This window comes from Antrihabitans cavernicola, assembly GCF_008297975.1.
Lineage (GTDB): Bacteria > Actinomycetota > Actinomycetes > Mycobacteriales > Mycobacteriaceae > Antrihabitans > Antrihabitans cavernicola.
On record NZ_VLNY01000008.1, the window covers coordinates 118,790 to 138,643 of the forward strand.

General features: G+C 65.2%; 23 protein-coding genes. 14 read left to right on the plus strand and 9 right to left on the minus strand.

Features of this window, described 5'->3' with window-relative positions; genetic code table 11:
* Window positions 1–38 precede the first annotated feature (38 nt).
* Together FOY51_RS17590 and FOY51_RS17595 are read left to right on the plus strand one after the other, a co-directional pair.
* Window positions 39–776: a sulfite exporter TauE/SafE family protein gene (locus tag FOY51_RS17590; RefSeq protein ID WP_149431563.1), complete on the plus strand. Its 738-nt coding sequence runs from the start codon at window positions 39–41 to the stop codon at window positions 774–776.
* Window positions 777–793: 17 nt separating this feature from the next.
* Window positions 794–1,180, plus strand: coding sequence for an RNA-binding S4 domain-containing protein (locus FOY51_RS17595; RefSeq protein WP_149431564.1), 387 nt, complete (start codon window positions 794–796; stop codon window positions 1,178–1,180).
* A 29-nt stretch (window positions 1,181–1,209) separates the two neighbouring features.
* On the opposite strand, the gene FOY51_RS17600 is transcribed toward FOY51_RS17595, so the two are convergent.
* The gene (locus tag FOY51_RS17600; protein WP_149431565.1) at window positions 1,210–2,397 is read right to left on the minus strand and encodes a PucR family transcriptional regulator; all 1,188 of its coding nucleotides are present in this window, start codon (window positions 2,395–2,397) and stop codon (window positions 1,210–1,212) included.
* A 158-nt stretch (window positions 2,398–2,555) separates the two neighbouring features.
* Here FOY51_RS17600 and FOY51_RS17605 point away from each other — a divergent pair, with 158 nt between their 5' ends.
* The 4 genes from FOY51_RS17605 to FOY51_RS17620 all read left to right on the plus strand — a co-directional run bounded on the left by FOY51_RS17605 (window position 2,556) and on the right by FOY51_RS17620 (window position 7,295).
* Window positions 2,556–4,295: an aldehyde dehydrogenase family protein gene (locus tag FOY51_RS17605; protein ID WP_149431566.1), complete on the plus strand. Its 1,740-nt coding sequence runs from the start codon at window positions 2,556–2,558 to the stop codon at window positions 4,293–4,295.
* A gap of 14 nt (window positions 4,296–4,309) precedes the next feature.
* Window positions 4,310–5,902 carry a GMC family oxidoreductase gene (locus FOY51_RS17610; RefSeq protein ID WP_149431567.1) on the plus strand — a complete coding sequence of 531 codons (1,593 nt, stop codon included), beginning with the start codon at window positions 4,310–4,312 and terminating at the stop codon, window positions 5,900–5,902.
* 11 nt (window positions 5,903–5,913) lie between these two features.
* Window positions 5,914–6,378 carry an SRPBCC family protein gene (locus FOY51_RS17615; protein ID WP_149431568.1) on the plus strand — a complete coding sequence of 155 codons (465 nt, stop codon included), beginning with the start codon at window positions 5,914–5,916 and terminating at the stop codon, window positions 6,376–6,378.
* 326 nt (window positions 6,379–6,704) lie between these two features.
* A complete protein-coding gene (locus FOY51_RS17620; RefSeq protein ID WP_187776377.1) occupies window positions 6,705–7,295 on the plus strand; it encodes a helix-turn-helix transcriptional regulator in 591 nt (196 codons plus the stop codon).
* Here the strand turns inward: FOY51_RS17620 and FOY51_RS17625 are convergent.
* Together FOY51_RS17625 and FOY51_RS17630 are read right to left on the minus strand one after the other, a co-directional pair.
* Window positions 7,292–8,095: a transglutaminase-like domain-containing protein gene (locus tag FOY51_RS17625; protein ID WP_149431569.1), complete on the minus strand. Its 804-nt coding sequence runs from the start codon at window positions 8,093–8,095 to the stop codon at window positions 7,292–7,294. The genes FOY51_RS17620 and FOY51_RS17625 overlap by 4 nt on opposite strands.
* Window positions 8,096–8,105: 10 nt before the next feature.
* Window positions 8,106–8,993, minus strand: coding sequence for an SCO6745 family protein (locus FOY51_RS17630; RefSeq protein ID WP_149431570.1), 888 nt, complete (start codon window positions 8,991–8,993; stop codon window positions 8,106–8,108).
* A 101-nt stretch (window positions 8,994–9,094) separates the two neighbouring features.
* Here FOY51_RS17630 and FOY51_RS17635 point away from each other — a divergent pair, with 101 nt between their 5' ends.
* Genes FOY51_RS17635 through FOY51_RS17645 form a run of 3 tightly spaced genes read left to right on the plus strand, consistent with a single transcriptional unit; the run spans window position 9,095 to window position 11,232 of the window.
* The gene (locus tag FOY51_RS17635; RefSeq protein ID WP_149431571.1) at window positions 9,095–9,769 is read left to right on the plus strand and encodes a rhomboid-like protein; all 675 of its coding nucleotides are present in this window, start codon (window positions 9,095–9,097) and stop codon (window positions 9,767–9,769) included.
* Window positions 9,766–10,380 carry a DedA family protein gene (locus FOY51_RS17640; RefSeq protein ID WP_149431572.1) on the plus strand — a complete coding sequence of 205 codons (615 nt, stop codon included), beginning with the start codon at window positions 9,766–9,768 and terminating at the stop codon, window positions 10,378–10,380. The genes FOY51_RS17635 and FOY51_RS17640 overlap by 4 nt, the downstream gene beginning before the upstream one ends.
* Window positions 10,381–10,404: 24 nt before the next feature.
* Window positions 10,405–11,232 (plus strand): MOSC domain-containing protein, encoded by an 828-nt coding sequence (locus FOY51_RS17645; RefSeq protein WP_149431573.1) that lies wholly within the window; start codon window positions 10,405–10,407, stop codon window positions 11,230–11,232.
* On the opposite strand, the gene FOY51_RS17650 is transcribed toward FOY51_RS17645, so the two are convergent.
* The 5 genes from FOY51_RS17650 to FOY51_RS17670 form a co-directional block, all read right to left on the minus strand.
* Complete coding sequence (locus tag FOY51_RS17650; RefSeq protein WP_149431665.1) at window positions 11,218–12,675, minus strand: ABC1 kinase family protein; 1,458 nt, start codon at window positions 12,673–12,675, stop codon at window positions 11,218–11,220. The genes FOY51_RS17645 and FOY51_RS17650 overlap by 15 nt on opposite strands.
* 132 nt (window positions 12,676–12,807) lie before the next feature.
* Complete coding sequence (locus FOY51_RS17655) at window positions 12,808–13,233, minus strand: nuclear transport factor 2 family protein (RefSeq protein WP_149431574.1); 426 nt, start codon at window positions 13,231–13,233, stop codon at window positions 12,808–12,810.
* Window positions 13,233–14,042, minus strand: coding sequence for an SDR family NAD(P)-dependent oxidoreductase (locus FOY51_RS17660; RefSeq protein ID WP_149431575.1), 810 nt, complete (start codon window positions 14,040–14,042; stop codon window positions 13,233–13,235). The genes FOY51_RS17655 and FOY51_RS17660 overlap by 1 nt, the downstream gene beginning before the upstream one ends.
* 25 nt (window positions 14,043–14,067) lie before the next feature.
* Entirely contained in the window at window positions 14,068–14,331 is a 264-nt protein-coding gene (locus tag FOY51_RS17665) for a GlsB/YeaQ/YmgE family stress response membrane protein (RefSeq protein ID WP_149431576.1), read from the minus strand.
* Between the two features lie 61 nt (window positions 14,332–14,392).
* Window positions 14,393–14,683 (minus strand): hypothetical protein, encoded by a 291-nt coding sequence (locus tag FOY51_RS17670; RefSeq protein WP_149431577.1) that lies wholly within the window; start codon window positions 14,681–14,683, stop codon window positions 14,393–14,395.
* 115 nt (window positions 14,684–14,798) lie between these two features.
* Between FOY51_RS17670 and FOY51_RS17675 the strand changes: the two genes are divergently transcribed.
* Together FOY51_RS17675 and FOY51_RS17680 are read left to right on the plus strand one after the other, a co-directional pair.
* Entirely contained in the window at window positions 14,799–15,713 is a 915-nt protein-coding gene (locus tag FOY51_RS17675; protein ID WP_149431578.1) for an aminotransferase class IV, read from the plus strand.
* Window positions 15,714–15,830: 117 nt separating this feature from the next.
* Entirely contained in the window at window positions 15,831–16,670 is an 840-nt protein-coding gene (locus FOY51_RS17680; RefSeq protein ID WP_149431579.1) for an SDR family oxidoreductase, read from the plus strand.
* On the opposite strand, the gene FOY51_RS17685 is transcribed toward FOY51_RS17680, so the two are convergent.
* Window positions 16,659–17,141, minus strand: coding sequence for a carboxymuconolactone decarboxylase family protein (locus tag FOY51_RS17685; protein WP_149431580.1), 483 nt, complete (start codon window positions 17,139–17,141; stop codon window positions 16,659–16,661). The genes FOY51_RS17680 and FOY51_RS17685 overlap by 12 nt on opposite strands.
* A gap of 85 nt (window positions 17,142–17,226) precedes the next feature.
* Between FOY51_RS17685 and FOY51_RS17690 the strand changes: the two genes are divergently transcribed.
* The 3 genes from FOY51_RS17690 to FOY51_RS17700 all read left to right on the plus strand — a co-directional run bounded on the left by FOY51_RS17690 (window position 17,227) and on the right by FOY51_RS17700 (window position 19,799).
* Entirely contained in the window at window positions 17,227–18,420 is a 1,194-nt protein-coding gene (locus FOY51_RS17690) for an FAD-dependent monooxygenase (protein ID WP_187776378.1), read from the plus strand.
* A gap of 105 nt (window positions 18,421–18,525) precedes the next feature.
* Window positions 18,526–19,539, plus strand: a complete 1,014-nt coding sequence (locus FOY51_RS17695; protein ID WP_149431581.1) for a DUF222 domain-containing protein — start codon at window positions 18,526–18,528, stop codon at window positions 19,537–19,539.
* On the plus strand, window positions 19,443–19,799 hold the full coding sequence (locus FOY51_RS17700) for an HNH endonuclease signature motif containing protein (protein WP_149431582.1): 357 nt from the start codon (window positions 19,443–19,445) through the stop codon (window positions 19,797–19,799). The genes FOY51_RS17695 and FOY51_RS17700 overlap by 97 nt, the downstream gene beginning before the upstream one ends.
* Window positions 19,800–19,854: the final 55 nt, after the last annotated feature.

Consider the following 19,854-nt stretch of genomic DNA (forward strand, 5'->3'; position numbering starts at 1 on the left):
AATTGCAACGAATGGGCTGCTACCTGTACGTTTTGCCCATGTCCCTCCTCGACTTTCTGCTCATTGTCGTCGCGGGATTCTTCGCAGGCCTGATCGGATTCATCACCGGAATGGCGTCGCTGGTGTCGTATCCGGCGCTGTTGGCGATCGGGCTCGGACCGGTCGCCGCAAACGTGACCAACACGGTCGGCATGGTTGCGGTCGGCCTCGGCGCGCTTGCCAACTCGGGTCGCGCCCTTGCCGACACCGGGCCCAAGCTCCGGCGCTGGGCCGCCGCCGCTGCACTGGGCGGCGTGGTGGGAGCCGTCCTGTTGCTGGTCGGTTCGGATGGCGCCTTCGAGGCGATCGTGCCGTACCTCGTCGCCATGGCGGCCATCGCCGTTCTGCTGCAACCGAAGCTCCGCGCGCTTGCGGGCGAAGCAGAGTTCGCTAGAGCGGTCCCCATCGGTGTGTTCGCGGTTGCGGTGTACGGCGGCTATTTCGGGGCAGGTGCAGGAGTGATCTTTCTGGCGCTGTTCCTGATCAGCACGTCCGAGAGCATGTGGCGCGCGTCGATCTTGAAGAGCTTTCTGCTCGGCATCGCCAATCTGGTTGCCGCGATCGGATTCGCGATATTCGGACCCGTGCACTGGTTGGCGGCGCTGGCCATGGCGATCGGGGCGTTCGCAGGTGGCTGGTGCGGGCCACCGACAGTCAAAGTGATTCCGCCACAAGTGCTCCGGATCAGCGTCGGCATCCTCGGCCTCGGGTTGGCCGGCTGGCTCGGCCTGCACTGACGGCTATCCTCGAACGGATGAGCCCGGCAGCAGATCCGACCAGCGCGCGTGTCGACGCGTGGACCTGGGCGGTCCGCTTGTTCAAGACCCGGTCCGCTGCCGCGACGGCGTGCCGCGCCGGTCATGTTCGGGTCAACGGGGTGTCGGTGAAGGCGGCTCATCCAGTGCGACCGGGCGACGAGATTCGCATGCGGATCGGCGGGCTGGAGCGGATCGTCGTTGTGGAGAAGCTGGTCACCAAACGCGTCGGGGCTGTGATCGCGGCCGGTTGCCTGATCGACAAGAGTCCGCCGCCGCCGTCCAAGGAGGTGCTCGCGTCGATTCCGCAGCGCGATCGTGGCGCAGGGCGGCCGACCAAGCGGGATCGGCGTGAGATCGATCGGTTGCGCGGAACGCTCGAGTGACTGTGCGCACGCACAAAGCGTGCGCACGCTTACGAGGGCAGCAGCTGCACCGCTCGCAGGCCGACGTACAGCTCGGCGGAATGCACCGGATCGGCGAAGTCGCGACCGGTCAGGTCATGGATCCGGCGCAGCCGATAGAGCACCGTGTTGCGGTGGAAATGCAGCTCGTCGGCCGCTGCAGCGGTCGATCCATGGCAGCGAAACCACGCGTCGAGGGTGGTCAGCAGGCTCTGCTGCTCGTCGGCCTGCAACGCGAGGACGGGCCCGAGGACCTGCTGGGCAGCCTGGCGTCCGGCCTCGCTCTGCTGAACGAGCAGCAGCGGCACGGGTGCCGTCTCGAACCGGGTGGCTCGGTTCGACCCTGGGGGCGCGCAGCGCAGCGCGAGCCGCGCTTGGTCGACGGCGGGCGCGGTGTCGACCGGTCTGCGAAAGATCGAACTGACCCCGATTCGCCCGACGTACAACTTGCCGAGCACCGCGATCGCGGTGGCGACGTCCATGGTTCCCGGCAGGCACAGCAATCCGATGTGCCCATCGATCTGGGTGTCCCACATCGATCGGATCCCAACGGCGAGCAGCGCATCACGCGTGTTGTCCGACAACGCCGTTCGCGGTGCCGATACTTCGGCAGACACCACGACGAAGGTGCCGTGCTCGGGAAGTTGAAAGGCGCGCAACGCATCCCGCACGCGGACGGCATCCGGTTTGTGATCCTCGAAGAGCGTGCGCACCAACTGGCGCAGCGATTCGGCGTCTTCGCGGGCGCGATTGTCGGCGGTTTCGCGGTACGACTCGGCCGCCACGTCCGAACACAGATCCACGAGGTCCCACAGCTCGGCGGCGGTGTCGAGGAGGGCATGAGTGCCGTTGCCGTCTGCCCGCTGCATCAGGTGTTCCCAGATCAGCCGTCCGCCCAGTCGAAAAGCATGCAGGAGAGCGGCCAGCGGAACGCCACGCTCGGCCTTCAACCGACCCGCCGCCTTAGCTGCGTCGAGTTGTAGCGGCACAGTTCCGGCCAGGCGGCCAAGCATGGCGGCGAGGTTGTCGTGGCAGGTCGTGTAAAGCTGCTCCTTGGTGAGCAGGGTCGATTTCAGGTACAGGCTCTCGGCGACGACGATGCGCTCGGTGAGCTCTTCGCTGAGCTCCGGCAACGATCGCAGCAGGTCGGCGGCCAGTTCGGCCGGTGAGAGCGCCTCGTGCTGGGCCGTCGTCGACATAGCCGAAGGATAGCCCACCTTCGGTGACCCACACCACAGCGCGATTGTGCCGCTGCACAACTATCGCGCGCGCATCGTCAGCGTGCGCCTATGGCTCAGCCCACTCGAATGCGACGAGAATCGAAAGTCACACCGATGTGTACCGAGTGGAGAAGACAGTGACTGCCAACGAAAAGTTCGCTCCCGCGACCGACGAACCAGCGACCAACGCCGAAGTCGACGCGGCTCTCGCCGACTTGGTCGAGGGCGAGAAGCGGTGGGCGGCCCTGCCACTGCCCGGCCGCATCGCGCTGCTGAACCAAGTGCACCAGTTGATCGTCGAGAATGCCCAGGCCTGGGTCGATGCCGCGATAGTTATCAAGCGGCTCGACAAGGATTCAGCGCTGGTGGGTGAGGAATGGATCTCGGGTCCGTACTCGACGGCCGGTGGTGCGGGCGCACTGTCCGCAAGCCTCGCGAAACTCGTTGCCGGTGAGAGCCCGCTCGGAAAAGCCCGCTTCGGCACGACGCCCAGCAACGGCACGTCCGTTCGGGTGCTGCCGTCCAACATCTTCGATTCGCTCCTGCTCAGCGGATTCACCGCCGATGTGTGGCTGCAACCGGGCATCGATTCGGCGACCGCCATCCGCGATGCCGGCTTGGGTCAGCGGGATCCGTCGGCGACGCAGGGCATCGGCGTCGTGCTCGGGGCCGGCAACATCACCTCGATCGCACCGCTCGACACCCTCTACGAGTTGTTCGCGCAGAACCGTGTTGTCGCGCTCAAGTTGAACCCGGTGACCGACCCGCTGCTGCCGGTGCTGACCAAGGTGTTCGCACCGTTCATTTCGATCGGAGCGGTGCGCATCCTCACCGGTGGCGCCGAGGTCGGCACCTATCTGGTGAATCACAAGCTGGTCGACCACGTTCACATGACCGGCAGCTCGATCACACACGACGCCATCGTTTTCGGGCCGGGTGAAGAGGGCGCGCGCCGCAAAGCCGCCAACCAGCCGATCCTCGACAAGCCGATGACCAGCGAACTCGGCGGCGTCTCGCCCGTCATCGTCGTCCCGGGCAAGTGGAGCGCCGCCGATATCAAGTTCCAGGCCGAACATGTTGCGACACAACGACTCCACAATGGCGGCTACAACTGCGTTGCGGCACAGGTTGCGGTGATCTCGTCGGACTGGGATCAGAAGCAGGAATTTCTCGACGCCCTCCGCAACGCGATCGACTCTGCGCCGGAACGGCCCGCGTATTACCCCGGCAGTGATCAGCGGGTGGCGAGTGCGCGCGATTCTTTCCCGGCCGCCGAACAGTTGGGTGCGCACGACGAGCGGGTACTGGTCTGCGGCCTGAACCCCGGTGAGTACGCGCCGCTGCTCGAGACCGAGTACTTCTCGCCCGTATTCGGCGTCATCGAGCTGCCGAACAGCGGCGCCGACTTCCTCGCCAAGGCCGTCGACGTTGCCAACGACGAGTTCGTCGGCACGCTGGGCGTCAACATCATCGCCCACCCGCGCACCATCAAGACCCTTGGCGGAGCACTGGATTCGGCGATCGAGAAGCTGCGCTACGGCACCGTTGCGGTCAACGCCTGGACAGCGGTCGGCTACCTCACACCGTCGGCTACCTGGGGTGCGTTCCCCGGCCACACCATCGACGACGTGCAGAGCGGAATCGGCGTGGTGCACAACGCGCTGCTGATCGATCGCCCGGAACGCACTGTGGTGCGTGGGCCGTTCCGGCCTGCTCCGCGCTCGGTGCTGAACGGCGAGATGACGCTGACGCCGAAACCGCCGTGGTTCGTCAACAACCGCACTGCCGCCAAGACCGGCAAGCTGCTGACCCGGTTCGCGGGCAAGCCGTCCTGGGCCAAGCTGCCCGCCATTTTCGCGTCCGCGCTGCGCGGCTGAAGGAAGCAACTTTCATGACAAACGATGTGACGGTCGCAGATTACGTTGTCGTCGGAACCGGTTCTGCTGGTTCGGTTCTCGCGGGCAGGCTCAGTGAGGACGCTTCGCAGGAAGTGGTGGTTCTCGAGGCCGGACCAGAGGACAAGAACAAGTTCGTCCACATCCCCGCGGGCTTTGCGCAGCTGTTCCGCAGCGACGTCGACTGGGACTACCTGACCGAGCCGCAAGCCCAACTCGGAGGACGTTCGATCTATTGGCCGCGGGGAAAGATGCTCGGCGGATCGTCGTCGATGAACGCGATGATGTGGGTGCGCGGTTACGCCGCCGACTACGACGAGTGGGCCGAGCACGCCGGCGAGGACTGGTCGTTTCCCGAGGTGGCAAAGTACTTCGCCAAGATCGAAACCATCGAGGGCGCAACAGAATCCGACGAAGGTACTTCCGGGCCGTTGCAGGTCAGTGCGCAGCGCAGCCCGCGCCGTATCACCGATCATTACCTCAAAGCCGCTGCCGAAGTGGGTTACCCGGGTGAGCGCGCCAACAAGCCGCAGCCCGAAGGCTTCACGCAGACAATGGTCACCCAGAAGCGCGGCTCCCGGTGGAGCGCCGCGGACGCGTACCTGAAGCCGGCCCGCAAGCGCTCCAATCTGACGGTCCTCACCGAAGCCCTTGCCACCCGGGTGATCTTCGAGGGCTCGCGGGCCGTCGGCGTCGAGTACCGCCGCAATGGCGCGGTGCATACGGTCCGCGCTCGCAAGGAGATCGTGCTTTCCGGTGGCGCGATCAATTCGCCGCAGTTGTTGATGCTCTCCGGTATCGGCGATCAGGAGCAGTTGAAGCAGCACGGAATCGCCGTGCAGCACCACCTGCCCGCCGTCGGTGAAAACCTGCTCGATCACTTGGTGTCGCTGCTGGGTTACAGCGTCGAATCCGACTCGCTCTTCGCTGCCGAGAAGATTCCGGAGCTGGTCAACTATCTGGCCCGGCGCCGCGGGATGCTGACGTCGAATGTCGGCGAGGCATACGGATTCGTCCGCAGCCGTGCGGATTTGGCGTTCCCCGACCTGGAATTGATCTTCGCGCCTGCCCCGTTCTTCGACGAAGGCCTGATTCCGCACCCGGCGCACGCGGTCGGATTGGGAACGATCCTGTTGAAGCCGGAGAGCACGGGCAAGATTTCGTTGCGATCGGCGGACCCAACCGACAAGCCGATCATCGACCCGCGCTACCTCAGCGATTCGGGTGGCGTCGACCGCGCTGCGATGTTGGAGGGGCTGCGAATCTGTACCACCATCGCGTCGGCTCCCTCGTTGAAGAAAGAGCTGGGAGATCTTGTGCGCCCGGCTGTCTCGCCGCAGACGTCCGCCGAAGACATGCTGGCCGAGGCGTTGGAGAAGTTGTCGCACACGCTCTATCACCCGGTCGGAACCTGCCGAATGGGCACCGACCCCGCCAGCGTCGTCACGCCCGAGTTGCGGGTACGCGGAGTGGAAGGTCTTCGCGTCGCGGATGCCTCCGTGATGCCGACGATCATCCGCGGCCACACCCATGCGCCGTCGATGGTGATCGGAGCCAAGGCGGCAGATCTGATCGCCCGCTCGCGTTAGAGTTGTCGGCGATGACCGCCGATCAGAATCTCGTCACTGTGCAGCGGACGATCGCTGCGCCGCCGGACGCCATCTTCGCTCTGCTGGTCGATCCACGACGGCATCGCGAGTTCGATGGCTCCGGCGCTGTGCGCTCGCCCAAGGGCGCCTCGACGCCGCTCACGCTCGGCAGCCGCTTCGGCATGTCGATGTACGCCGGTGTGCCCTACTCGATGGTGAGCACCGTGGTGGAGTTCGAGCTGGACCGCACCATCGCCTGGCAAACCAACGGACCGACTGCGTTCGGTAAATTCGTTGCAGGTCGCATCTGGCGGTATCGGCTGGAGCCTGTCGCGGGTGGCACCGCGGTCAGTGAAACTTGGGACATCTCGCAGGAATCACGGCTGACCAAGCCGATCATCAGAGGTCAGGGGCCTCAGCGCGCCAAAGATATGGCCGCCACGCTGGAGCGAATCGAATCAATCGTGACGCGCTGACCGCGTCGTTGTCGCTCGACTGCGCCATCCGCGATCAATCAGCTATCATCAAAACCAACCACGAGTTCGATTAAACGGTTGCTTTCCACATGGATGATTGTTTAGGCTTCCAGAACAGGTTGCCTGGTTTTAAAGGAAAGTAGCTCATCAGTTGAAATATCAACTTTTTGAGTGCCAGGCAATCGGCTGATCGGCTGTCAACTGTTCTCCAACAAGGATATTCGCGGGAGGGGTACACCATTTCGTCGGAATCTTGGCCACGACGTCGACTGCTGGCGCTCCTGCGTGGAGCTGATCATCCGCTCGGCGCACAAGAACTGGCCGAATTGACAGGTCAGCACGTCACCACCGTTCGGTTCCACCTGGACGTGCTGACGAAGGACTCGCTGGTCCGCCAGCTCCAGCAACCACCGCGCGGTCGTGGTCGACCGCGTATCGGTTACACGGCGATTCAGCGGTCCGTCGGGTACCAAGAACTCGCTCAGGTACTCGCGGAGCGCCTCGGTGCCGATCCGCGCCGTCGCCTCGACGCTTCTGTCACCGCAGGTCGGGCGTGGGGAGCGAAGGTAGACGATTGCGAACGTCCGGTCGAGACGCTCGACGACGCCCGCGAAGTGGCGACGACGCTGTCCGCGGAACTTGGCTTCGCGCCGGAGCAGGGCGGCATCACGTCCGACGAGGACGAGACCGCCACCATTCGGTTCACCGCGTGCCCGCTGCGCGAGTTGGCCCGGACGCACTCCGAAGTGGTGTGCGGTGTGCACCTCGGCATGCTGCGCGAGGTGCTGGATCGTTCGGGTAAGCCGGGCGCCATCACGGCAAGCCTGCACCCGTTCGTCGAACCGGAACTCTGTCTTGCACGCCTCAGCACAACGGCGACCATCCGGGAACGGACGCCGACCGCCGCAACCGGTTAGCCGATCGACACCAATTCGGTGACATCGTCCTTGGGGAGTTCGCCATCGACGGTCGCCTGCACCCACGCGTAATTCATGAAGATGCCGCCGCCATGGTTGTCGAGGAAGGCGGTATCCGCCGCGTCGCGACCGGTGGCAATGCGGACCAGTGTCGAACGCGGCGCGAGCGCGGTGGAATCGACCACGCGCCACTGGCCGTCGACGAATGCCTCGGCGACGGCGTGAAAGTCCATCGGCCTGCAGCCGGGCGCGTACACCGCCACCATCCGTGCGGGCACCTTGACCGCGCGCAGCAGCGCGACGACGAGGTGGGTGTAGTCGCGGCACACGCCGGTGCCCGCCAGCAGAGTGTCGGTGGCGCCGTCGATGGGATCGCTGCTCCCCGGTAGGTAGCGCAATCGCGACCCCACCCACGAGCTGACCTTCTCGAGCAGCAGCGGCCCGCCGACATAGCTGCCGAATTCCGTTGCAGCGAAACCGAAGAACTTGTCCGACTCGGCGTATCGGCTGGGCCGCAGATACTGCGACTGGTCCTGCTCTGTCACAGGGGCGGGTTCGGCCCGGCCCACGACGGTGGCCTTGTAATCGACCTTCACCATGCCCTTGTCGACGTCGAGAAGGTGAATGCGAGTGCCGTGGCTGCCGCTGATCTCCCGGGCTTCGACCGGCTTACCGTCCAGCTCCACGGACAGGGTCTCGGTTACCTCGGCACCCGGATGCGGTGCGACGGCGATCTGGAATTCGAGTCGCGTCGCCGCCAGCACGTTGACACCGATCTGGCATGCCACATCACGCTTCATCTATTTGCCTTCAGGTTGTTCGATCCGAGGATTGCGGGCGACCCCACTTCGGGCCGAAGGCCTCACGCGGGAAAATGCCCGATTTCATGATCGTGCCACCGATCGGTCGGTACAGCTCCGCGAGCCGTCGCAGACCGTCGTCGCCCAGTTCCGACCACGGTGCCAAGGCGAGATCGTCGGTGAGGTCTTCGGCGGCGTTGCGGATCTCCGTGCCGAGCTCGGTCAGCGAGCCCGAGCCGTCGAGGATGTCGCGGTCGCGCAATCCCGCCACTGCATCGTTCCACTGCTCGTCCGACCAGCCCCGCAGGGTCTTTGCGGTTTGTTCGGTGAAGCCGGCGCCTGTCGCGGAGTGCGTGATAAGTGCTTCGATCCCGCCCAGCCCGACGGCGAGTAGGGCTGCGAGGTGACCGTCGCCGCGGAATTCCCGCAGCAGGGTGAACGAATGCCACAGCGACATGTGCGGTTCGGACGGCCTGGGAAGCTGGGCGTGAGCCGCGTAGAGCGATCGTCCCTCGGGGGTGGCGGCGTCCGCCGCGATGGCCGCGATCTCCGCGGCTTCGGCGAGGTCCGGAGACGCGATGTGGTCCGGTCCGAGCACTCGGCGCAGGGCGGCATCGATACCGGCGTAGCGGGCTTCGGTAATTGCCTGCGGTGTCGCGAAGGTCCAGGCATCGGGTATCGACTTCGCGACGAGATCCGGGTTGAAGTTGTAGAAGGTCGCTGCAACGACGCCGGCACCCACCGCGCCCATCGGTGCCGAACGCGATGCGAAATAGCACATTCGGCTGCCGCGCAATCCCGCCGCGATCAAGTGCTCCGCGACCTCGGGCGCAAAATAGCCGAGCGCGTGATACGACTCGAAGGCTCGGGCATGCTTGCCTGCGTACTGAGCGTCCATGCACCGCACGGTACCGCGACCGGGTATTCGGCACTCGCTCACAGCCTCTCGGTACACAGAGTGTGCGCGTAGTGTTCGACGAAACCGACCCCGGAGGTGCGATGATCGAGGCAGTTCGAGCGTTGTACCGCCCCGTGCGCAACTACTTCGTCGCAGCTCCGGCCACCCTCGTCTACCTCTTTTCGCTGCTGGTCAACTGGGTGACGCTGCGCGGCGCCGACCAGCGGGTGACTCACCGGCTGATCGTCAGCGCGTCGACCAACCTCGACAACATGCGCAAGGAACCGTTGCAGGTACTCATCGCCTCGGCATTCTGGTCCGACTCCACCGCGTTTCCGTGGCTGCTGATCCTGGAATTCTTGGTGGTGCTCGCTGCGGCCGAGCGCGCGTTGGGAACGCGACGTGCGATAGCGATCTTCGCTGCTGGCCATGTCGGTGCGACGCTGATCACCGTCACCGGAATCGCCTACGCGGTGAAGCACGAGATGATTCCCGAGCGGATCGCGCGGACATCCGATGTCGGCACCAGCTACGGATTCTTCGCTGTCACCGCAGCTTTCGTCTCGACGATGCCCAAAGTTCCTCGGGTGGTGCTGAGCGCCGGGTTGGTGATCTATCTGGTGATCGCTGCGTGGCGAGGGCAGGGATTCACCGACTACGGCCACTTGGCCGCATTGGCAATCGGTTTCTCCGCATATCCTGTGGGAAGGCTGGCAGTCCGGCTGTTTCGGCGTCGGTCCACGGAAGCGGTGCACACGGTGGAGGCAGTGGGATGAATTCGATCGTGGAGCGGGTGCTCGACGTATCGCCGATATGGGTGTTCCTCGTCGTCGGCGCGATCGTGTTCGCCGAGGACGCGCTGTTCGTCGGCTTCGTGCTGCCGGGTGAGACGGCCGCGATCATCGGCGGTGTCGACGCGTCCCGCGGGCATGTCAACCTGATCGCGATGATCGTGGTGGTGGTCGCGGCGGCGATCATCGGCGATACCGTCGGATACGAGGTCGGTAAGCACGGCGGGCCTCGGATCATGGAGATGTCGGTGTTGGACAAACACCGTGACCGCCTGGAGAAGGCGCAGGACATGCTCGCTCGACGCGGCGGAATCGCTGTATTCCTGGGCAGATTCACCGCGTTCTTCCGTGCCGTGATGCCTGCATTGGCCGGTCTGTCCCGCATGCCATATCGGCGGTTCGTCACCTACAACGCGCTCGGCGGACTGACCTGGGGCATCGGTTGCGTGCTGCTGGGATTCGCCGCAGGCAACTCCTACGAGGCCGTTGCGAAGACCGCAGGGCGAGTCAGCGCACTGGTGGTCGCCGCCATCGTGGTGATCGGGATCGTGATCTGGCAGGTGCGCAAGCGGAGAAGCGACACCGAGTCCGTCTAGCGGATCGGCGTTGCAGGGGGGCATGTGGTTGCGGTAACCGGTCTGTACTACTACCCGGTGAAAGGGTGTGTGGCAGTAGCGGCGTCGTCGCTCGCGGTGTCGGCGACAGGACCGCGGCACGATCGCTCGTTCATGGTGGTCGATCGCGACGGCGTGTTCCGGAGCCAGCGCGGACTACCGGCGCTGGCCGTGATCGAACCCGAGATCGGTTCGGCTGGTGACCGATTGGTGCTTCGTGCGCCGGGCGCCACGGACCTGGCGATCGATGTTCGGTCCGATGGCGACACCTGTGGTGTCGAACTGTTCGGCGCACCGTTTCCCGCGATCGATCAGGGTGACGATGTTGCCGACTGGCTCACCGACGTTCTCGGCGAACCGAGCAGATTGGTGCGTGTGCCACCGGATCATCACCGCGTGTCTGCTGGTTACGTCTCCGGCAGTGCGGGATTCGCCGACAGCGGGGCACTCACGCTGCTGTCGGAGTCGTCACTCGCGCTGCTGGATCGGCAAATCCGGGCGGGCAATGGCGAGCCGGTGCCGATGAATCGATTCCGCGGAAACATCGTGGTCGAGGGTTGGCCGGAGGCGCATGCGGAGGACCGAATCCGCGAACTGACGATCGGCGACGCGCGATTGGGCTTTCTGAAGCTCGATATCCGTTGTGCCGTAACGGTTGTGGATCAGCGGACGGGTCGACGATCCGGTCCGGAACCGCTGAAGACGCTGGCGCGATATCGACGCGTCGAGCAGGGCGGTGTAACGTTCGGGATCAAGCTGTCGGTGATCGCAGGCGGGACCATCTCGGTGGGCGACGAATTGCTGGTGGAGCAGTGGGAGTCAGTCAGCGGGTAGTTCGGTACCGTCCGTGGCCGACTTTTCCGCAACTGCCTCGGGAAAGATGTTGCGGTACAAGAAGAGATCGCGTCCCAGATTCCAGTCGGGTGCCAGTTCGACCGCGTAGCGCTCGAAGTAGCCGATCTGCTTGCCCAGCAGTACCAGTGCCTCGGGGCTGGACATGTTCCATTGCCGACCGATCTCGATCAGCCCCATGATCAGCCCGGTGATCTTCATGCTCGCCAGATCGCTTGCGATCAGCGGGGCGAGCGCCGCTTGCAGGTCGTTGCCGAATCGGTCGTCGCCGATGTCGATACCCCTCGCGTAGCCGAGGTCGCGCATGCCTTTCGCGACCCGACTGAAGTCGCCGTCGATCGCGTTGGCGTAGAACAGGTCCCGCATGATTTTGCGCCACACCTGCGGCAGTTCGCCGACGATGCCGAAGTCCAGGAGGGCGAGTCTGCCGTCGTCGAGCACCCACAGATTGCCTGCATGGACGTCACCGTGGAACGGGCCGTGCACGATCACCGATTCGAGCCACGCCTTCACACCACGCCTGATCAACATCTCGGTATCGAGGTCGCGGCCGATCAGTTCCTCGAACCGATCGAGCGGAATGCCGAACATGCGCTCCATGCAAATCGTGCGCGGACCGCAGTAGTCCCAATAGATTTCAGGTGCCGTGACGCCGGTGTTGTCGCCGAAGACGCCGAAGTTGGCGCGGATCTGGTCTTGTCGCGTTGCCTCGACCGCACTGTTCAGCTCGGTCATGGTTGCGTGGTGCAGATCGCGAATGATGGCGGTGGCATTGGCAATTCGGAAGAACTCGAAGTGGCGCTCCAACGACCTGGCGATCCGATAGGCGGCGCGTAGGTCGACCACCATGCGGCGCGCGATGTCGGGTCGTTGCACCTTGATCACGGCTTGGCGGCCGTCGTCGAGCACGCACGCATGCACCTGTGCAACCGATGCGGCGGAGAGTGGAACGTCGTCGAATTCCTTGAACAGCTTCGATATCGGGTGTCCGAGGTCGGCTTCGATCATCTTTCGCGCTTGCGCCGCGCGGAACGGCGGCACCTCGTCGAGACATCGCAGACACGCGTCGGCCAATGGGCGCGGGAAGACGCCAGACGACGAGGCCATCAACTGACCCATCTTGACGAAGGTGGGCCCGAGCCTCATCAGGCCGTCCACCACGCCCTCGGACGCCGCGTCCGCAATGCCGCGATCGCCGCGGCGGAAGATCCACTTCGCGGTCGACAGAGCCGTTGTGGTTGTCAGGGTCGCGCAGGCGACGGCCACGCGGGTGAGTTCGGTGAGCCCGAAGACTGCCAGCGCCGGTTCGCGTACCACCAAGGCTTCCGGCGGTGGACCTCCAGCGAACGGTCCGAGAGCGCGTGGGACGAGCTGGATCGGTCGGGTGCGGCGTCCGGACCGCGTGGCGGAACCCCGCGGCGACATTGCCGAAGATGGGGACTCGCTCATCTACTCTCCCGTGACGTCCTGGTTGTCAGGTCGGTCCTGCCCACCATCGTGACAGATTCAACGAGATTGCTACAGACCAGGTTTCCGGTTTGCAGAGCCGTGCAACTACTACTGCTTGTCGTTTACGACGCCGTCTGCGACAAGTCCAGCGTAGATGGCCTCGCTGACAGTGGTGACGGCCGACAGTGGCCGAATCATCACCGTGAAGGTGGAGATCTTTCCCGCGTCGTCGAGCTGGATCAGGTCCATGCCCTCCACCGCCTTGCCGTTGACCTTGGTCCGGAAATGCAGCATGTGACTCTCCGTCACGGGCCCGCCGTCGCCCTCTTCGCCCGTGCCTGCGAGCTGCCCGACGTAGCGAAAACCCTCGAACGTGCGCAGCAGCACCCGAAACACCGCGGCCGTGACCGCCTTGCCTTCGAACGGTCGGAACTTCACCGGGCTGTAGAAGCGAACGTCGTCGGCGAACAGCGCGGTGATGGCGTCGTGATCGACGGTTTCGACGGCGGTGCGGAACTCGTCGGCGGTGCTCATCAGCGGAGTCCCGGATGTTGCTTGGCGAGCACCGGAATGAGCAGCTTGTTCGGCACGAATTGCACCAACTTCGATGCGGCTCGGTTGACCAACCCGGGGATGGCGACCAGCTGCCCCTTGTCCAGGCCGTCGATGCCGACCTTGGCTACCGCTTCCGGCGTCAACCACATGACGCTGGGCAGGGCCGCTTCGGCGTCCTCCTTGGCGAAGCCGGCGCGCTCACCGAATCCGGTGTCGACCGGACCCGGGCACAGCACGGTCGTCGATACGCCGGTGCCGCGCAGCTCGCCAGCCAGGCTCTGCGTGTACGAGAGCACGAACGCCTTGCCCGCGCCGTAGCCCGCCTGACCGGGCAGCGGCTGGAATGCACCGGTGGACCCCACGTTGAGGACCGCTCCCGAGCGGCGCGCGACCATCCCCGGGAGGAAGCGGCTGCACAGGTCGGCGACCGCAACCACGTCCACCTCGATCATGTTGATCTCGGCCTCGGGATCCGATTTGTGGACCGGTCCGAGCGTCGACAGGCCTGCGCAGTTGACCAGGATGCTCGGCGTCAAGCTCAGGTCTTCGACGCGTCGCAGCAGGTCGGCGCGCTCGGTCCGGTCGGACAGGTCCGCGGCAAGCACATCCGCACGGACGCCGGATGCGTTGATCTCGTCCGCGAGATCCGTCAGTTTCTCGGCGTTGCGTGACACCAGGGTCACCTGCTGTCGACGGCTCGCGAGTTCGCGTGCGATAGCAACGCCGATCCCGGACGAGGCTCCGGTGACGACGGCGGTGCGGCCGGGTGCTGCGGCTGGAAGGCTCATGCCGCCAGCCTAAGCGGAAGCTCGGTCAGCGGCTGCGTACGACCGCCTTGTAGAGCACCAACAAGATCACCGCGCCGACGATCGCACCGAGGAAGGCGTGCTGCACCGGCGGATGAACGCTGAACTTGTGTGGCGCGAAGACCAGACTCCCCAGAGTGCCGCCGACGTATCCGCCGACGACACCCAGCACGATCGTCCATATCCATCCGAAGTTCTCTTTGCCGGGCACCAATAGCCGGGCGATGGCTCCTGCGATGATGCCGATGACCAGCATCGAAATGATCCCCATGACCTGATGATCCCTTCGTGTCGACGGTGTATGGATTCAGCGTAGGGCGTCGAAGGCCGACTTAGGAGCTTCCGGTGAAGGGCATCGGTGCGGGTGGCGGTGGAGGCGGCAGCGGGTGGCAGCGAGGACGCCACCATTCGTGGCGCACCTGGCAGTGCCAGTAGTACCAGGCGTCGTAGCCGGCGAGGTGAGTCGTCGACCCGTCGAGCGGACTCACCGCGGACACGGACGGGGCCGCCACCGGATCAGCGGCTGCTGTGCCCGCTGCGACGACCGGTGCGGCGACGACCGCCGCGGCAAGGATCGTGCGTATCGCAATCCGCCGAATGGGTGTTCCAACATCAGGTTTCATTTCCTAGCTCCTTTCAGGGCTGATTCGAGTCAACTCCCACCGGTCAGCGTGCGGTAGTGGTCGGCGGCCATCTTCAGGCGATCTTCAGTCGTCGGCGACCGGCTACCATCGCCGCATGGCCGACCCCTATGCGCGCGTGTATTTCGGTGATCGTTTCGTCGACGCAGCCGAGGCAAATCTCGGCGTCGCAACGTCGGCAGTGCTCTACGGACTCAGCGTGTACACCGTCTTTCCTGTGCACGTGGACGGTGATCAGCGCACCGCGTTCCGCCTGGCCGATCACTTCCAGCGCATGATCGAATCGTGCAAGATCATCGGTCTCGATCACTTCGCGCGCGAGTGGGACTTCGACAGGTTCGTCGAGGTCGCGCGGCAGCTGGTCGCGGAGAACGCCCCGACGTCCGATGTGTTCGTCCGCGCGACGGTGCATGTGGATGCCTCCATCCCCGGCACCCGCGTGCGGGGGCTGCACACGACGGTCAGCATGTTCGTCTACGACGCCGTGCCGATCGTGCCGCAGGACGGCATGCGGCTGAAGACCAGCACGTGGCGGCGCATCCCGGACGACGCGATTCCATCGCGCGCGAAGGTGAACGGGGCGTACGTCAACTCGGTGTTGGCTAAGCAGGACGCCATCGACAGCGGCTACGACGACTGCATCTTCCTCGACGGCAGCGGGCACGTCTGTGAACTGAGTGCCGCCAACATCTTCCTGGTTCGCAACGGCACGCTGATCACCCCCGACGCGTCCTGCGACATCCTCGACGGGATCAACCGCCGCACCGTCCTGACGCTCGCCGAGGAAGACGGCATCCCGATCGATCAGCGGACGGTCGACCTCACCGAGCTCTACATCGCGGACGAAGTGTTCGTCACCGGCACCTCGGCAGGCGTCGCGCCGGTCACCGAGGTGGATGGTCGGCTGGTCGGCGACGGCGTTCCCGGTCCGATCGGCGATGGGTTGCGGAAGCGCCACGACGCTGCACTGCGCACCGACGACTTGCGGGGCTGGGTTACTCGGCTGGTCTAGCCCTTCGATCGAGCCGAATTGCGTCGCGCGGGCGCAATTGTGGTCGCAGCGCGCAAATTCGGCCGCAGCGCAGAGATAGACCGTCCCCATGCCTGCTGCGAAACCTAGACTTGCCACATGATTCTGGTGACGGGTGCGACCGGTCAGGCGGGCGGTGCGGTGGTGCGGGGGCTCCTCGACCGCGGGCTGGAAGTTCGGGCGGTGGCGTCGGCCCGTAGTGCCGCGAAGGTGGACCCGCGCGCCGAGGTAGCGGTAGCCGACCTCGGTGACGCCGACAGCGTGCAGGCATGCCTCGACGGTGTCACCGCCGCGTTCCTGCACAGCGGCTACGCCGGGATCGACGAATCCCAGGCCGCGATGCGTGAGCGCGGTGTGCAGCGTGTCGTGCTGCTCTCGTCGTCGGCCGTGCCGTCCGGCGATCTGACCAATGCCGTTGGGGCATATCACATCCGATCCGAACAGGCCGTCCGCGACCACGGTCCGAGCTGGACGTTTCTGCGGCCCTACAGCCTGATGAGCAACACGCTGCGGTGGCTCGACCAGTTGGCGGACGGCGAGATCGTTCGGCTCCCCTTCCCCGACGTTGCCGTTGCAACGCTGCACCCGGACGATCTCGCTGCCGTTGCCGCGGTGTGCCTGACGAGCGACGACCACACCGGCCGCGCGTACCCGGTGTCCGGACCGGCGGCGTTACGGCCGGCCGAGCAGGTAGAGATCGTGGCCGCCGCGACGGGACGTGCCATGCGTTTCGACGGTATCCCCGACGATCAAGCACGCGCCCAACTCGGCAAATCCATGCCGCCGCAGTACGTCGACGCGTTCTACCGCCTGTTCGTCGAGGGAGACGCGGACGAGACGACGGTCGTGCCGACGGTGCGCGAGCTCACCGGTGCCGAGCCGCGCACGCTCGCGGACTGGGCGACCACGCATGCGTCGGCGTTCGCCCTACCCAGCTGACTGCGCCCTGATCGGATGGCGGCTCAGAATCGATACCCGATTGAATGCGTTGATGGTCACGGCAGCCCAAATGGCAACCGACAGTTGATCTTCGGTCAGATCCTTCGCGGCCGTGCTGTACGCGTCGTCGTCGATGTGTTCGCCGTCGACGGTGGTGACGGCTTCGGCGAGCACCAGCGCGGCCCGCTCGTCGGCGTCGAACAGCGTGGTCTCGCGCCAGGCCGGTAGCACCATCAGCCGCTGCATGGTGTCGCCCGCCTCCAATGCCCGCTGGCTGTGCAGGTTCAGGCAGAATACGCACCGGTTGATCTGGGACACCCGAACGTTGATGAGCTCCAACAGGATTCGGCTCAGCCCTGCGTCGTCGGCGGCCGAACGTACCGCGACGGCTACCGAATTCATCGCCTTGTAGACGTCCGGGGTCTGCTTGTCGATGAAGATTCGTCGGGCGTCGAGCTGCTGCTGCTCCATCGGTAAGACCCTAGGCCATCTGCGCGTTGGTGATCTTGGCCGTACGATCCGGACAGTCGATCGAGTCGAGTGAGCAGGGGACACAGTGAGCGGTACCAAAGTATTGGTGGCGGGCGCGAGCATCGCGGGACCGGCGTTGGCGCACTGGCTCGATCGCCGCGGGGCCGAGGTGACCGTGGTGGAGCGGACTCCCGGATTGCGTCCCGGTGGGCAGGCGGTGGACGCGCGCGGTATAGCCAAAGAGGCCATCGTCCGGATGGGGCTGGACGCGCAGGTGCGCGCGGCTCGCACCGACACGGCAGGTGCGTACAACGTCGACGCCGACGGGAACGTGCTCGAGACATTCCGCGCCGACGACGACGGTGGCGACGGCTACATCTCGGAGATCGAGATCTTGCGCGGAGACTTGTCCCGCGTGTTGCACGACGACACCAGAGACGGCGTCGAATACGTCTTCGGCGATCGGATCGTCGAACTCACCCAGGATGCCGATGGCGTCGACGTGGTCTTCGACGGCGGCGACCGCAGGCGCTTCGATCTGGTGATCGGGGCCGACGGGCTGCACTCGGCAACGCGAGCGATGGTCTTCGGGCCGCGGGAGCAGTTCATTCGCCACCTGGGAATGGTGCTGGCTTTCTACACCGTGCCCAACGAGTTCGGGGTGGACCGTTGGCTGCTCGACTACCAGGAGGCCGGGCGCTCGGCCGGTCTGCGGCCCATCGGGGACGACGCCAAAGCAATGGCTATGTTGTCTTTCCCCGCAGCCGACTTCGAGGTCGACTACCGCGATATCGAGGCCCAGAAGCGCCTGCTGCGTGAGCAGATGGCCGACTTCGGCTGGTTGACCCCGCGCATCCTTGCGCACCTCGACGACGCCCCCGATTTCTACCTCGACCAGGTGGCCCAGGTGGTGATGGACCGCTGGTCGAGCGGGCGTGTCGGTCTGATCGGAGATGCCGCGTTCAGTGCGTCGCCGATGTCCGGCGCGGGTACCGGATTGGCCCTCGTCGGCGCATACCTGCTGGCAGGCGAGCTGGCCGCTGCCAACTGGGACCCGGAGGTCGGGTTCGCCGCCTACGAGGCGCAGATGCGCCCGTACGTCGAGGCAAATCAGGAGATCGGCCGGTTGCACGTGCACAGCCGTGAGGCCTCCGAACCGGACGCCGAACCGACCGTCGATTTCGAGAGCCCCTATTTCACCGAACTGATCGGCCGCGCGATCAACGGAGTCGAGTTGCCCGACTATGCAGGGGTGCCCGATTCCCGGTCGAGGGTCTAGCCCAGATCCAGTTCCGGTTTAGTGCAGGGCGTCCCCGCGGGGACGTGAGTGTGTCGGACCCCGTCGATATGATTCGAACAATCATTCGATAGTCGGGGGGCGATTGTGGGTAACGAATCCGAGAGCAGTGAAGTGCAGAGCAGTGAACTCGGGTCCAGCGCGGTCGAGCGAGCAGCGCTCGAGGCGATGGAAGTGGAGATCTGTTCGCTGGCGGGCCAGATCGCGGCGGCGACTGCACGATTTCTGCAGGTGCTTGCGAAGTTCGACGAACTGGGCGGGTGGGCAGGCCCAGGGATACATTCGTGCGCGCATTGGTTGTCGTGGAAATGCGGGATGAGTCTGCACACCGGCCGCGAGCACGTCCGTGTCGCGCGGGCGCTGAAGCCGCTACCCGTTGTGCGGTCAGCGTTCGAGAAGGGCCGTGTGTCGTATTCGAAGGTCCGCTCACTGACTCGGGTGGCAACGCCCGAGAACGAGCAGCGGCTCGTCGATATTGCCTTGACGGCGCCCGCCGCTCACCTGGATCGGCTCGTCGCCGGGATGAAGAAGGTCACGAGCGAACCGGCGCCGAAGGAGTCGCGATTCGTGGTGCGTTGGCGGTGGGACGTGGCGACTGGGGACTTCGTCTTGTCCGGTCGACTGTCTGCGCAGGACGGCGCACTGCTGCTTGCAGGCTTGGAACGTGCTGAACGGGAACGCAATCGAACCATCGCCGATGGTGCGGACAACGAGGTTCCACGTCCCCTCGGGGACGTCGGCCCCGCGATGGTCGCCATGGCCGAGATAGCCAACGGCGCCGAGTCGCCAGTCGTCGGTAGGCCCTCGGAGGTGATCTTCCTGCACGAGGACGGCGCGACTCGCGTGCACCAAGGGCCCGCTCTCGAGGACGCCGGTGCGGCCGAAACGTTGTGCGATACGCAGGTGCGCCGGGGTAAGACCAGGAAGGGCGCTGTCCTCGACTTCGGACGCACGCGGCGCATCACTACTCCGAAGCAGATGTTGGCCTTGATCACGCGGGACAAATGCTGTCGGACGCCGGATGCGGGCGAACGAGGTTCCTGCATGCCCATCACGTCAAGTTCTGGGGTGCCGGCGGGAAGACGGATCTGGACAACTTGATCTTGCTCTGCGGAACGTGTCATCGGGCCCTGCACAAGGGCTGGTTTCGCGTCGTCGCGCTGGGGGATCAGCAATTCGAGTTCCGAGACTCGCGCGACAGGGTGATGGAGCCTGCACCGTCGATACATGGGCGCGCGGACAAGATGTGGGATCCGCTGATCGCGCCGAACGCCATAGTGCCGGGATGGGACGGCGACCCACTCCGCACCGAGTACGCGGTATCGCTCCTGCTCGACGAGAGCCACCGAACGGCCGCGTGACCGAACTGGCCGGCCCCGAGCAGCGAACGGCGCTGATGGCGTTGGTGCGAGCTCC

Excerpts from the sequence above, each read along its gene's own strand:
- FOY51_RS17625 (WP_149431569.1), bottom strand. The coding sequence starts at position 8,095 with ATGAAGCGTGATGTGGCATGCCAGATCGGTGTCAACGTGCTGGCGGCG.
- FOY51_RS17615 (WP_149431568.1), top strand. The coding sequence starts at position 5,914 with ATGACCGCCGATCAGAATCTCGTCACTGTGCAGCGGACGATCGCTGCG.
- FOY51_RS17675 (WP_149431578.1), top strand. The coding sequence starts at position 14,799 with ATGGCCGACCCCTATGCGCGCGTGTATTTCGGTGATCGTTTCGTCGAC.
- FOY51_RS17590 (WP_149431563.1), top strand. The coding sequence starts at position 39 with ATGTCCCTCCTCGACTTTCTGCTCATTGTCGTCGCGGGATTCTTCGCA.
- FOY51_RS17600 (WP_149431565.1), bottom strand. The coding sequence starts at position 2,397 with ATGTCGACGACGGCCCAGCACGAGGCGCTCTCACCGGCCGAACTGGCC.
- FOY51_RS17595 (WP_149431564.1), top strand. The coding sequence starts at position 794 with ATGAGCCCGGCAGCAGATCCGACCAGCGCGCGTGTCGACGCGTGGACC.
- FOY51_RS17635 (WP_149431571.1), top strand. The coding sequence starts at position 9,095 with ATGATCGAGGCAGTTCGAGCGTTGTACCGCCCCGTGCGCAACTACTTC.
- FOY51_RS17680 (WP_149431579.1), top strand. The coding sequence starts at position 15,831 with ATGATTCTGGTGACGGGTGCGACCGGTCAGGCGGGCGGTGCGGTGGTG.
- FOY51_RS17660 (WP_149431575.1), bottom strand. The coding sequence starts at position 14,042 with ATGAGCCTTCCAGCCGCAGCACCCGGCCGCACCGCCGTCGTCACCGGA.
- FOY51_RS17700 (WP_149431582.1), top strand. The coding sequence starts at position 19,443 with ATGCTGTCGGACGCCGGATGCGGGCGAACGAGGTTCCTGCATGCCCAT.
- FOY51_RS17650 (WP_149431665.1), bottom strand. The coding sequence starts at position 12,675 with ATGTCGCCGCGGGGTTCCGCCACGCGGTCCGGACGCCGCACCCGACCG.
- FOY51_RS17655 (WP_149431574.1), bottom strand. The coding sequence starts at position 13,233 with ATGAGCACCGCCGACGAGTTCCGCACCGCCGTCGAAACCGTCGATCAC.
- FOY51_RS17630 (WP_149431570.1), bottom strand. The coding sequence starts at position 8,993 with ATGGACGCTCAGTACGCAGGCAAGCATGCCCGAGCCTTCGAGTCGTAT.
- FOY51_RS17610 (WP_149431567.1), top strand. The coding sequence starts at position 4,310 with ATGACAAACGATGTGACGGTCGCAGATTACGTTGTCGTCGGAACCGGT.
- FOY51_RS17640 (WP_149431572.1), top strand. The coding sequence starts at position 9,766 with ATGAATTCGATCGTGGAGCGGGTGCTCGACGTATCGCCGATATGGGTG.
- FOY51_RS17685 (WP_149431580.1), bottom strand. The coding sequence starts at position 17,141 with ATGGAGCAGCAGCAGCTCGACGCCCGACGAATCTTCATCGACAAGCAG.
- FOY51_RS17665 (WP_149431576.1), bottom strand. The coding sequence starts at position 14,331 with ATGGGGATCATTTCGATGCTGGTCATCGGCATCATCGCAGGAGCCATC.
- FOY51_RS17670 (WP_149431577.1), bottom strand. The coding sequence starts at position 14,683 with ATGAAACCTGATGTTGGAACACCCATTCGGCGGATTGCGATACGCACG.